8 protein-coding genes are annotated in these 13,559 nt (G+C 53.3%); all 8 read left to right on the top strand.

Annotation, left to right across the window (positions count from 1 at the left end; translation table 11 throughout):
- The first annotated feature begins 153 nt into the window (after positions 1-153).
- From FOY93_RS02810 to FOY93_RS02775, 8 genes are read left to right on the top strand one after another with little or no spacing between them, the layout of a single operon-like run.
- The gene (locus FOY93_RS02810; RefSeq protein WP_133293708.1) at positions 154-1,527 is read left to right on the top strand and encodes an SrfA family protein; all 1,374 of its coding nucleotides are present in this window, start codon (positions 154-156) and stop codon (positions 1,525-1,527) included.
- Positions 1,528-4,533: a virulence factor SrfB gene (locus FOY93_RS02805; protein WP_133293707.1), complete on the top strand. Its 3,006-nt coding sequence runs from the start codon at positions 1,528-1,530 to the stop codon at positions 4,531-4,533.
- Positions 4,533-7,196: a putative virulence factor gene (locus FOY93_RS02800; protein ID WP_133293706.1), complete on the top strand. Its 2,664-nt coding sequence runs from the start codon at positions 4,533-4,535 to the stop codon at positions 7,194-7,196. Before FOY93_RS02805 ends, FOY93_RS02800 begins: the two co-directional genes overlap by 1 nt.
- Before the next feature lie 6 nt (positions 7,197-7,202).
- A complete protein-coding gene (locus FOY93_RS02795; protein ID WP_143344613.1) occupies positions 7,203-8,162 on the top strand; it encodes a hypothetical protein in 960 nt (319 codons plus the stop codon).
- 8 nt (positions 8,163-8,170) lie between these two features.
- Positions 8,171-10,126, top strand: coding sequence for a vWA domain-containing protein (locus tag FOY93_RS02790; RefSeq protein ID WP_136195669.1), 1,956 nt, complete (start codon positions 8,171-8,173; stop codon positions 10,124-10,126).
- Positions 10,126-10,812 carry an ABC transporter ATP-binding protein gene (locus FOY93_RS02785; protein WP_136195670.1) on the top strand — a complete coding sequence of 229 codons (687 nt, stop codon included), beginning with the start codon at positions 10,126-10,128 and terminating at the stop codon, positions 10,810-10,812. The genes FOY93_RS02790 and FOY93_RS02785 overlap by 1 nt, the downstream gene beginning before the upstream one ends.
- Positions 10,813-10,843: 31 nt before the next feature.
- The gene (locus FOY93_RS02780) at positions 10,844-12,025 is read left to right on the top strand and encodes an ABC transporter permease (RefSeq protein ID WP_232057367.1); all 1,182 of its coding nucleotides are present in this window, start codon (positions 10,844-10,846) and stop codon (positions 12,023-12,025) included.
- A complete protein-coding gene (locus FOY93_RS02775; protein ID WP_143344612.1) occupies positions 12,015-13,550 on the top strand; it encodes an SUMF1/EgtB/PvdO family nonheme iron enzyme in 1,536 nt (511 codons plus the stop codon). Before FOY93_RS02780 ends, FOY93_RS02775 begins: the two co-directional genes overlap by 11 nt.
- The last annotated feature ends 9 nt before the right edge of the window (positions 13,551-13,559 follow it).

Here is a 13,559-nt window from a genome sequence, read left to right as displayed (position 1 = left end):
AGTTTAGGTCTAAACGTTTTCGGCCACTTGCCGATAATACTCAATATTTTGTTGCTATAAACAAATGACGCAGATTACAAGGCGTATTTGCGGCGTCCTTTTCCACAGTGGAACCAGCTTTCACTTGTTCGTTTAACAGCAAAGGCATGCAGCGTGAAAGAAATTTTTCTATGCAGTGACAAGCTCGATAAATATCAGTCGATGGGTGAGAATGGACAGGCAGTATATATTTCCGCATTACAGCTGCGTGAAACCCTACGACTTAGAAAACAAACGGCGGTTGCTGACACTTTAGCCATCCCGCAAATCAGCGAGCATGGCGATCGAATCGACTGGTATGCCCCGCTGGCCGGTGACGTTATTCCATGGACGGCCGCAACGGAAGCTGAGCGCCAGGCCGCGCTCGCGCAACTCGAAACCACCCATGCAGCGTTTCGCCAGATAAGTAATGAATTTGCCCAAAGCCAGCAGCCGGAACGCCGGCTCTTTGGGAAATTACTTGAAAAAGCGATGCAATTCCCCGATCAGCAGCACGTGTGGCTGGTAGGTGGAAAGCCGGTCATCAGTTTTTGGGGATTTGTGAACGCCACTAACCAGGCCCGCATCGAGCCGCTAGACTGTTTGCGTCCAATATCTACAGCCTTGCCTCCGCAATCAGCAAGTATTGAACCGGTGATACCAGAACGCACCTTTACGCATCAAAGGCCCGCCAAAAGACGCTGGTGGTTGCTCTTACCCGCATGGTTGCGTTGGCTACTGCCGCTACTTCTGTTACTCCTTTTAGCGCTACTGTTCTTACGGGGTTGCATGCCAGGCATAACGATCCCTGGTATTTCATCTTCTGTACCCGCTTTGCCCGCGCCCCACCTTCCAACAGCCGAATCTCTTGCGCCGTCGTCAAGGGCCATCATCAGCACAACAACGTCTAAGGCGAACCTGCATTCGACAACGGGCAGTGAGATTTTAAGCGCCACGGGCACTTCACTCACAACGTCACAAGAGCAATCAGCATTACAAACGCCGTCACAAAGCGCAGCAGCAACGGCATCTGCTGTGGATCCTGCGTCAGCCACGAATAGCCCTCATCCCGGCGGAACAGCACCTGCTCTCGAAGCGCCATCAGCCAATACCTCAGCTGGTGCTAAAGTCCCGTTGACCCTGCCTGCATCTTCACTGGCACAAGGAAATACCCGTTTTCTGGACGGGAACTGGCACGCAGGGGCTGGTATTCAGGATCAACGCACAGGAAAGCCCCTTAGTCTGAGTTACCAAATCAATGACGGTAAGGGCGAAGTACAGATGATCCGTGGCGACGGTGTGACCTGTCGTGGCGCGGTCAATGCGGCCATTCAGTCAGGTCATCTCGCCATTAACAATCAGGGAGAAGCACAGTGCTCCGATGGCTCACGCTACCAAATGCCAGAAATTCTGTGTGCTCCCGGCGCGCAAAACATTGCGAATTGCAAAGGCCGTTACGACGCCAAAACACTTTTCCCTATTTCGATGAAGCAGGAGGCAAGTCAGTAAATGCTCGCTGAACTCACTGATTTTAAAAAACAGGTCAAACTTATTCGCGACAGCGGGATCCAGTTCCTTGATTTCGCCTTTACCCTGCCAACGCGTAAAGAATATGGGGAATTTCTTCGTCAACAGGGTGACGAGGCTATTATGCGGCTTATCTATAATGAGAGGGAAGATAAGCTGCAGCTCCCTCTGCCTGACAGCGAACCTCCTCGCTACGCAGACTCCGACTACACATTGACGACCGAAGAGTCGCTACGCCTCTATCGCGGCCTCTGGTTACCGCTGCCATTTTTCCGCTTCAACCCGCCACGAGCCTTTGCTCATGGGCCCTATAACTGGTCACGCGTCCAGTTCCATGAGCTGCCTGAGCCGGATGAAAAGGGTAATACCTGGCGCGCTACTCTGATTTTTGATACCAAAATTTTCCCGGATCGCGAGAATACGCAGTATCTCGCACCGGGCGAGGATGATATCCGTTCAGGTGCGGGATTTGCTCTGGCACGCCATCCTCACGAGATGAGGGAGTTTCTCTCACTGCCATGGGTGGATGAATGGCTACGGGAAATTTTCAGTACTCAGGCTCGCGAAGTATTACGCCAACATATTGATGACATTGATGAAAAACTGCTGCAGAAGGAACATCAGGCGCATTATCTTAACCTGCTGCATGTACTGGCGACGACGATTGTCGTTCCTGAAGTACAGGTCAATGACGTAAAAATCCGGGACTCAGCGATTCCTGTAGACCTCGTGCTGGACATTGGTAACTCACGTAGCTGCGGCATCCTGATCGAAGAACATCGTGACGACAATAAAGGGCTTTCTCAACTTTATCAGCTTCAGCTCCGCGATTTGAGCCAACCGCAATTTGTTTATAACGAGCCTTTTGACAGCCGTCTCGAGTTTGCCCAGGCCGAATTCGGCAAGCAGGATTTCTCGCTAAAAAGCGGGCGCAGCGATGCCTTCACATGGCCAACCATTGGACGCGTCGGCGGAGAAGCCTTCAGAATGGCGGCTCAACGCCTGGGTACCGAGGGCTCAACAGGGATCTCCAGCCCTAAACGCTACCTCTGGGACGATCAACCCTATTCACCGGGATGGCGCTTTAGCCAGGCCTTCGTGAAAAGTGACAGAGAGCCGTTAGCCACTGCAGCACCGCTGCTGTATATGGTCAACGATCAGGGGAAATTGCTCATTCGCCTGAAAAATGAAGAAGACCGTATGCCCGTCTTCACGCCGGTATACAGTCGTAGCTCGCTGATGACGATGATGTTGTCAGAGGTATTAAGCCAGGCTCTCATGCAAATCAACAGCCCTTCACAGCGGCTGAAGATGAACCACGCCAGCACACCGCGTCGTTTACGAAATGTCATTATGACTGTCCCTCCGGCGATGCCAAAGCCTGAGCGCGCTATCTTTGAGGAGAGCATGCATGACGCTATCCGCATGGTCTGGAAAGCGCTCGGCTGGGAAGAGATGGATTATGAAGGCGATGACCCGCAGTGCTTGAAGTACGCCCATCCAGGCGTACACGTGAAGTGGGACGAAGCCACCTGTGGGCAGTTGGTATATCTCTATAACGAAACGCAGAACTACTTTGGCGGTCGCACGGACGAATTTTTTGCAGCTACTCGCCGTCCCGATACTCAAAAAGACACCAGCGATACACGCTCATTAAAAATCGCGTCGATTGACATTGGCGGAGGAACGACCGACCTCGTCATTTCTCGCTACACGCTGGATGAAGGCCAGGGCATTAACGTCCGAATTACCCCGAAACAGCTTTTCCGTGAAGGGTTTAAGGTAGCAGGCGACGACATACTGCTGGATGTTATACGGCTTTTCCTCCAGCCAGCAGTAAAAGCGGCCATGACCAAAGTCGGCCACAGCGATCTTGCAGCCGAATCAATGATGTCACAACTCTTCGGTAGTGAATCTATCGAAGCCGGAAAACAGGTATTACGTCAGCAGCTTACATTGCAGATCTTCGCGCCTCTGGCGTTATCTATTTTGCATCGCTATGAAGAGTACTCCCCGGAAAATGGGCGGGAGATACTGAATTACACCTTCCGTGAGCTACTTGCCGATAATCTTCCAACCGAGAAAGTACAGGATTATGTAAACGACGTTGCCCGTTCCGGACAGCTTGCGAGCGAAGTACCGTTCTCCATTCTGGATGTACCGCTGGAATTGGATCTTGCGCGTCTGCACAATGAATTTATCGACCCTCGCAGCGGGCGAATGAACATTTGCCACAGCCTGCGCGCGTTGTGCGAAGTGCTTTGGCACTACAACTGCGATGTATTACTTTTAACCGGTCGTCCATCTCGCCTGCCGGGAATTCAAGCGCTCATTCGCCAGCTTCAACCTGTTCCCCCTTCTCGCGTACTGCCACTCCACGGTTATGAAACCGGTGGCTGGTATCCGTTTAACAAGAAAGGATGCATTGACGATCCGAAATCGACAGCCGTTGTGGGGGCGATGCTCTGCCTGTTAGCGGAGAAATCCAGACTCAACAACTTCTTCTTCCGCACTGCGAACTTTAAGCCTTATTCAACCATCCGCTATGTCGGGATGCTTGATGGAAACAATGTGATTAAAGACAGCAATGTCGCCTATCGCGATGTTGATTTGGACTCCGCTAATTTCCAGTTACCCGAAGGGAAAGGCTTTGAAGCACGGGGGGAAGTGCGTATCGGTTTCCGCCAGCTTGATAACGAACGCTGGCCATCGACCGCACTTTATACCCTAAAAATTACCAGTGCGAACCTGGCAAGCGAGCTGTCGGGTGATGCTGTAATAAGCATCGGTTTAACCGCAGAACACGGACGTGGACGTAGTAGCGAAGAACCGGTCAGTCCGGAGCGCTTCCAGATTGGCTCGATGGAAATGGAAAACGCACAGCGCGGTTATGGCCGTAGAGATGTTGCATTCCAGTTGAACACAATGGTCGGTAACGGGCTGAGTGAAACCCATTACTGGCTGGATAGCGGGAGTATTAAAAGCTAATGAGCACTATTCATCCCAACACCATTATCCAGGGCTGGAATGGCGTCGAACAAGGTGCAGGCCGGGCTATTGACTGGATCGCAAGCGTTCGTCAGGACGCACCGCGCCTGAACACTGAAGCCGATCGCCTGACCATGAACTTGCGCCGCAGCCGTAACAAAGCACGCAGGCTGGCGCAGGCCGCAGCGAAACCGATGACAATCGGCTTCTTTGGCTTGTCGCAGGCAGGCAAATCGTATCTCATTTCCGCGCTGGCTGCGGGTGAAAACGGAAAGCTGGAAACACGCCTCGGCGGCAATCAGCTCGATTTTCTGACCCACATCAACCCGCCTGGCGGCGGCAAAGAGGCGACGGGTCTTGTTACCCGGTTTAGCCGCAGTGATCAGAGCACGGACGAACGCTGGCCTGTCACGTTACAGCTCTTCAACGAAGTGGAAATGGGGAAGATCCTCGCCAACGCATTCATCCATGACTTCAACCAGGAAAAATTTGACTGGCAGTTCGATGAAAAACGTATCAGCGATCTGTTAACGTCCCTGTCGAAACGACGCCTGACCTCCCGCAGCCCTGGCGTGACCGAAGATGACGTAGTTTCTTTTTGGGATTACCTCATCCGCCATTCTGAGAAAACGCAAAGCCGTTTTGCCCTGACCTACTGGCCACAGGCAGTAAGCCTCGCACCATGGCTTTCTGTTGAAGATCGCGGCCAGCTTTTCTCCGTTTTATGGGGCGAAGTACCAGAACTAACCAATGCCTATATCCGTTTTGCCAACACGCTACAGCGTCTCGGTGGAGTGCAGGAGCTGCGTGCCCCACTGAGCACGCTGGTTCGTAACGAAAACGGCATGCTTCTCCAACGGGATAGCATCATGAACGTCGATATGCTGGAGCGGCTGAATACCCCGTCAGATCAGACTATTGAAGTCTGTCCTGTGGTAAATGGGCAAACGGGTGCGTCTATTTCGCTATCGCTGGCAGAGCTCACCGCGCTTACCGTTGAATTGCATATCCCGTTAATGGCTCCGCCTCGCGAAACAATCTTCGAAGCCGTCGACTTGCTTGATTTCCCGGGTTATCGCGGCCGTCTGGCGGTGGAGTCCATGGGTGATGTCACCCGCGAGGTTAAAAATGCAGAGAGCAACCCGCTAGCGCAGTTAATTTTGCGCGGAAAAGTGGCCTATCTTTTTGAACGTTATACCGAAAACCAGGAGATGAATGTCCTGGTGGTGTGTACGGCCTCAACAAAACAGTCTGATGTCAAAGAAGTGGGCGGCGTGCTGGACGAGTGGATCCGTTACACCCAGGGCGCCGATGCCGACGCGCGTGGTCGTCGCTTACCAGGCCTTGTCTGGGCATTAACCATGTTTGATCTGCGCATTAGCCAAAACCTTTCCCATGACGAAGCACTTCTTCGCCAGTCCTGGGGGCTTGGCGGGATGATCAAAATGGCGATGACCGAGCGTTTTGGCCAGTACAAATGGATGCAGGAATGGAGCCAGGGTCAGGCGTTCAATAACACGTTCCTGGTGCGCAAACCGCGCCAGCAAACGCCCTTTATCCGCATGAACGCAGGTAGTGAAGCGGCTTTCAACGACGACAATGGCGGGCAGCTTGCACTGATGCGGAAAACCTTCCTTGAAGATGAAGCTGTCGCTCGCTACATCGCGAACCCTGCTGAAGCCTGGGATGCGATGCTCACCCTCAACGACGGTGGTATGCGCCGAATGGCCGATTATCTGGCCCGCGTCGCCCGCCCTGAACTGAAACTGGAGCGGATCGCAGAACAGCTCGACGAGATCCGCCACGAACTGGTCGAAGGGGGACTGGGGAACTGGTACCAACCGGACGGCGAAGAAGAGCTGTCCAGAAAATCCCGAATTGCGCAAGAGATCCTTGCCACCCTGAAAAAACGCAGCGGCATGCACGGCGAACTGCTGGCGCGGTTGGTTCCGGCACGCCGCGATCTCCATGCACTTTACATGCAGCAAACGACCCTGTCTGCGCCTGAAGCAGAAGAAGATGCAGGATTCTTTGATATCGGTGTGGAAGATGCTTTCGAAAGCAGCGCAACTGCGGTGACGACGCACAGCCATGAGGTCGCTTTCGCGCACCAGAGCGTTCAGCTCTGGATTAACCATCTGCGCGGCCTGCCTGAAACCGCCGCCATGCTCAACTACATCAGTCTTCCGCGCCCGATTGCCGAAGCGCTGGTAGACGAATTGATCACGGGGTTATTGCGTTCACGTGTCGAGGACGCGCTGGTCAATGCAATGAAAAATACCGAGCAGGCTGGCGTTCGTCGTGAACGTATGGTCGAGCGTCAGGTTTCACGCGTGCTTCACGTGATGAGCGATTTCATCACCTGGCTGGGCTATCAAAATATGCCGGAATCGAAACGCCCGGCCCGTCTCAACCAGCCCGAACAGCCGATCTTTACCCGTCCACCAACGTGCGACAGTGTGGTCTGGAAAGGTGATGAACGCCTGGCACGCCTGACGCCGCAACAGCTGAACTACAGTGCCTTCTTTATCATCGACTGGCTGGTTGGCCTGGAAGCACTCATTACCGAAAACGCAGGTCATTCTGCCGGACGCGAGATTAGCGTCGCGCAGAACGAAAATCTGGGCGTCATTCTCCGCCAGATTAAATCGGCAAAGGAGTAACTGGACGTGATCAAACCTGAACTTAAGACGCTGACCCCTATACAACCAGGATTCGCATTACTCTTGTTGAAAGGCTGGAAAGGCGATGCCGAGGGCGTCACAATCTCGGTAGTACGTAATCAGGATCGCCTGTATCTGGACAGCCACGGTGATTGGGTCAGCGGCGAGATTTTCCTCGCCCTCCCTCCACTGATACAAAATGAGGAGACGCCCTGCGTTCAGGTCGGCCCTTCTCTGATCGATCCACTACTCGCTAACCGCCAGGCGGCCTATCGCATCACCATCAAAGATGGAAGTAATAAGGATATGGGGATTCTGACCATCGCTGAAGGGCTACTTAGCTCCCAGGCCGGTGGTGAAAACCCACTCCCGGAAAATATACAGACGCTGAATGATACCCCCATCGTGCAGCCGATGTCCGTTCAAGAACCGGAACCTGTCGTTTTAGAACCTGTCGCAGAAAAGCCTGTATCTCAACTGCCGCAGAAGCCGAAAAGCAAGCTGCCGTTATTTGCAGGATTAGCCATTCTATTGCTCCTGCTGGCCGCTGCTGGGTGGTGGTTTACCCGTAAGCCAGAGCCTGCAATTCCAGCGGCACCCCCCACACCCGTCGCGAAAACTACCGGGCCGTGTGGTGATGAACAAATGGCGAGCGGCAATGAAATGGCGTTCGTTAAAGGGTGCCTGCGTAGCCAGCCAAGTAGTGCACAACTGCTGGAAGTCATCGCAAAAGCGAAAGCGGCAAAACATTGCGATATCGCTCAGCGCCTTTACGCCTATAAAGCCCAGTCCGGCGATACGCAGATGGCCGTTCGTTATGCACAAGAATATGACCCTAAAACCGCAAAACCTGGGGGATGCTTCAATCCTGACGCAGAGACAGCGGCGTATTGGTATGAGTCGGTTGTAAATCAGGATCCGCAGAATAACGAGGCCAAAGCCCGTTTAGCTGAGCTGAAGAAATAGGATAAATAATGAAATACATGCATTGGTTCAGTAGCCTGGTGTGTGCCGCAACGCTGGCATCCCCCGCCTGTGCCGCGGGTAAACAGCCGCTTTTGCAGGAAGGTAAACATGCGTTATTCCAGCGGGTACTGACTTACCCAGGCTGCCAGCTGTCCGCCAAAGCAGGTGAAGCAGGTAAAGAGCAGCCGGCCTTTAGTCGATTCTATGTTTACCAAAGGACAACGCAGGGTCAGGACACGTGGCTGCAGGTTGGGCCGGACAGCTTTGGTCATACCGCTGGCTGGATGAAATCCTCCTGCACCGTTGACTGGAAAATGCAGCTGACGCTGGCGTTTACCAATCCTGCTGGCCGTCACCCGATGCTGTTCTTTAAAGAGAAATCCGACGTTGAGTCTCTTCTGAACAGCAAAAACCCTGCGGCAACATTGCAACCAATGCTCAACAGTTTGAGCAGCCATAAACCGGTCCCGCAGGTTCTGGCACGCGAGCCTGATTACATGGTGGATCAGTTAAAAAACTTTTATCTCTTACCTGTTCTTGGCTCAGATGATGTGTTTACCGATACCGGCTTCCAGGTACGTGTACTCAACGTTGCCTCCGTCAGCGAAAAGTCGCCCGCAAAAAAGGCCGCGTCCGCTGCTGATGAAAAGAACATGATGAAAGGGTTCTCCGCCTCGGTTGTCTTTGTGATCGACTCCACCATCTCGATGGGGCCGTATATCGATCGCACCAAAGAGGCGATCGATAAGATCTACAAGAGGATCGAGAAGGAACACTTACAGGATCAGGTCAAGTTTGGCCTGGTAGCTTTTCGCTCCAGCGTGAAAGCGGTTCCGGGTCTTGAATACGACAGCAAGATGTATGTCGACCCCAATACCGTTAAAGATGGTAAAGACTTCCTCGCTAAAGTACATGACCTGAAGCAGGCTACCGTTTCCAGCAGCAAGGTTGATGAAGATGCTTACGGCGGGGTCATGACAGCGCTGGACAAAGTGGACTGGACGCAGTTTGGCGCCCGCTACGTTGTACTGATTACTGACGCAGGCGCGCTTGATGGCACAGATAAGCTCTCGTCAACCCATCTGGATGCCGCCCAGGTGCGTCAGGAAGCCGCCTATCGTGGCGTTGCGCTGTATGCGTTACATCTGAAAACCTCTGATGGTAAGAAAAATCACAGTTCTGCTGAAGCCCAGTATCAGGAGCTGACGTTAAATCCATTCCTGCACAAACCGCTCTACTATCCTATTGATTCAGGTGATGTAAATAGCTTCGGTAGTATGGTCGATAAGCTGGCGAATGCCATTACCGGCCAGATTAAAACAGCCTGGAGCGGCGAAGAAACGGCGGGGAGTGCGCTGGGGGCAAGCCCTAAATATGCCGGTAAGAAAGAAGATCCCCTGCTCAGTGATGCCGACAAGTTAAGTAAGGCAATGCGTCTTGCCTATCTGGGTGAAAAGCAAGGCACCACGGCACCACCGGTATTCAAGTCATGGATAAGCGACCGCGATCTGATTGACCAAAACATCCCGGCGACCGAGGTGCGCGTACTGCTCACGAAAAGCGAGCTCAGCGATCTGAGCGATGTCATGAAGAAGATCGTCAATGCCGCCAATGAGGGGATGATTTCTCCGGATGACATGTTTGCCAGCCTGCGTTCTCTGGCGGCAACCATGGGCAACGATCCAAACCAGGCGAAAGGGAAAAATGCGACCCGCCTCGGAGAGATGGGACTGCTCGGTGAATATATCGAGAGCTTACCTTACCTCAGTGAAGTATTGAGCCTGGATGAAGAAACCTGGAAAAGCTGGGATGGCCTTGAGCAGGAGCGTTTTATCCGCAGGCTGAACACCAAGCTTAATTACTATCAACGCTACAACCAGGATGTAGACCGTTGGGTGGCATTAGCGCCCGATAGCGACCCACGCGATAACGTTTATCCGGTACCTCTGGAGAACCTGCCCTGATGTTGAGGATCCGCGATATGGAGATCAGCCGGGGCGGGACGCATGGCTATAGCGTCGCCCTCCCGCACCTCTCGTTGAAAAAGGGAGAGGTGGTCGCTCTAACCGGGCCTAGCGGGTGCGGTAAAAGCACGCTTCTGGAGATGATAGGGGCGATCCTCCGCCCAGCGCATCTTGCCGAGTACCGGCTCGCCGGTCGCGATATTTCAATACCGCTCATGGCTGAAAACGAGCCTGCCCTGGCCGCGCTTCGCGCACGCGAGCTTGGGTTTATGCTACAGCACGGCGGCTTGTTGCCCTGGTTACCCGTGATAGAAAACATCACTCTGGTTCGCAGGCTGGCAGGACTTGGCCTACAGTCAGCCTGGCTCGATAAGGCCATCGACACCCTGGGCGTGCGGCCGCTGCTGACAAGAATGCCTTCCCGGCTTTCTATCGGCGAGCGCCAGCGCGTTGCCTTCATCCGTGCGATTGCCCACCAGCCACGCTTACTCCTTGCCGATGAACCGACTGCGGCGCTGGATCCTGATAATGCAGACCGGCTGTTTGACCTTATGATCGGTTTGGTGCGCTCACTGGATATGGCAGCCATCATTGTGAGCCACGACTGGCAGCGCGTGACGCATTTTGGGATTGACCGATATCAGGCCGTGACCGGAGAGGGAAAAAGTGTCTTCTTACCCAGCTGATATGCCAGCGTCAGGCACCCTGCTGTGCCGTATGGCTCTGCGCGATCTCATTCACGATCGCAAGGTCGCGCTGTGCATCATCTTCTCTTTGATTGCCGTTATCGCACCGTTATTGCTGCTGTTCGGCTTGAAGAATGGCATTGTCAGCCAGCTTCGCCATCAGCTTCTCGACGACCCTCGCACCCGGGAAGTACGTATGACGGGTAATGGTAATTATGATTTTGCCTGGCTTGATAAGCTCGCCCGCCGTTCAGAAGTCGGATTTTCGATTCCGTTGACTCGTTCGCTGAACACTCAGGCCGATCTGGTCCGAGACGGGCAACACTTTGTCCCGGGTGCTGAAGTGATCCCGACGGCCAAAGGCGATCCTCTTTTGCAGGATGTCAGAGCACCGGTCAAAGACAGCGATACCGTACTCAGCGCCAGTGCGGCACGCCGCCTTGGCGTGCAGACAGGAGATATCCTGCGCCTGATGGTGAGCCGAAAAAGCGAAGGGAAAAACCAACGCGCCACGTTCGCTTTAACCGTTACCGGCGTGCTGGATGACGCAAAATTTTCACGTCAAGGTGCCTTTATTACATTGCCTTTGCTTGTTGCTCTGGAAGACTACCGCGATGGCTTTCAGGTTCCCTTGCTGGGGGTCAGCGATGGCAAGCCGTTCAGAGAGAGAACCCGCTATTCAAGGGCACGTATCTATGCCAGTTCGATAGATGACGTTTCACTCCTCGCGCGGTGGCTGGAGACGCAAAACATTGAGGCTATCACTCAGTCAGCTCAAATTGAGTCTGTGCGTGCCATCGACCGAGTGCTGGGTATTATCTTTGGCGTGATTGCCTGGATCTCTGCATCAGGGTGCATCGCCTCGTTAGTCGGTGCCTTCATCGCCAACATTGATCGTAAGCGCAAAGATATGGCCGTGCTGCGCCTTCTGGGTTTTCGCCGTCGCTCTGTGACGCTTTTTATTATTATTCAGGCGCTGTGTTTGACCGGCGTCTCATACGGACTGGGTGTGATCATCTACCTGCTGGGCAGTGCATTGTTCAACCATGTGTTGGGCAGTTCTTTACCGGACCAGGCATTCGTCTGTCACCTTGACCCCCTTCATTTTATAGCAGCATTGCTCTGTGTCCTTGCCGTGGCGTTAGGCGTGGCCGCTATCGGAGCACTGCGCGCACTGAAAATCGAACCTGCGGAGAGTTTACGTGAAATCTAAACTGGCGATGAGCCTGGCTATCATTGGACTCGGGTACGCCTGCGCGGCTAATGCCACCTGGGATGAAAAGTTCTGGAACCCAAAACCTCTGGCCGATGACGTGATATTGCCTATGCCGTGCGACGGTGCCATGGCATTTCGCAAAGTCGCTATCCCGCTGAATAAACCGCTGGAAGATTACAACATCACGCTGGGGCAAGAAGGCGACGACTGGGGATACGTTGAACAATCTCGCCAGGAACACATTGCAGGCAGTTTCCCGGAGAAGGGTGGTAAGGGCCGTTATTACCTGATGGCCAAATATGAACTGAGCGACCTGCAGTATCGCGCGCTTTCTGGGGAATGCCCGACGACGGATATGAAAGGACGTTTACCGAAGGTGAGTATTGGCTGGATGGATGCCATGGTATTCGCAAATCAATACAACCTGTGGTTACGAAAAGAAAAAATTTCTGCACTGCCTGAAGATGATGGTCAGGCGGGATTTTTACGGCTTCCGACAGAAACCGAGTGGGAGTTTGCCGCACGCGGCGGGCTCGCGGTTTCCCCCGCAGAGTTCCGCGATCGCCACTTCCCCATGCCTGAAGGATTAAATGGTTATGTCTGGTTTGCGGGGGCACAGTCTGCAAATGGAAAACTTCAGCTTACCGGCCTGCTGAAACCTAACCCGCTCGGATTGCACGACATACTGGGCAACGCAGCAGAGATGATGTTTGACCCGTTCCGCCTGAACAAGCTCGATCGCCTGCATGGTAAGGCTGGGGGCTATGTCGTTCGGGGGGGCAGTTATATGACTCCTCAGGCGGATATCCGCAGTTCACTGCGTGGAGAGGAGCCGTACTATGCCAATGCGGGCGAGAATACAACCAAAAGCACCGGTGTTCGTCTGGTTTTAGTTTCCACAACCCTGACATCACGCGAGCGGGTGAAAGAGATTGAAAAAGAGTGGCAATCATTAGGCACGGGTAAAAAGGAGACACCTGCAGGCAAAGCTGATGATTCGCTAAAAAACCTGAATGCTATCTCGGCAAAAGTCCAGGATGACGCACTGAAGAAACAACTTGAGCAACTGCGCGGTGAGCTGCGCGCAAATAGCCAGCTTCGGGATGAACAACGGGATCAGGCAATACGCACATCGTTACAGTTGGGCGCCTTTTTGTGCACAAAAATGAAAGATGACGGCGAGTTTTACGATCGTCTCAACCAGCTCTTTACCAAAACCTGTGCCGCTGGCAGCCAGCTTGATGCTAATTGCTCCCGCCGTCAGGAACAGCTTGGTCAACATCAAAAAGCCCTTGATTTTATTAGCAGTTATTATGCTGACACTCTGGTAGACATGGGCACAACCTATGACAAACCCCTCATCGAACCGCAGGTCGCTGTCGTGTTGCAACAGATGGCTGCACGCGGAAAAACCAACCTTAACGGTTATCTCGATACCTACTGGAAGAACCTTCAAGGGTACTGGAAAGATGGAAAAGTTGCGCGCGAGGCGTGGCTTAATTCATGTAAAAAAAATAATTAAATAGTTCAG

The organism is Enterobacter sp. 18A13, assembly GCF_007035975.1.
Lineage (GTDB): Bacteria > Pseudomonadota > Gammaproteobacteria > Enterobacterales > Enterobacteriaceae > Enterobacter > Enterobacter vonholyi.
This window is presented reverse-complemented; position numbering and strand designations above follow the sequence as displayed.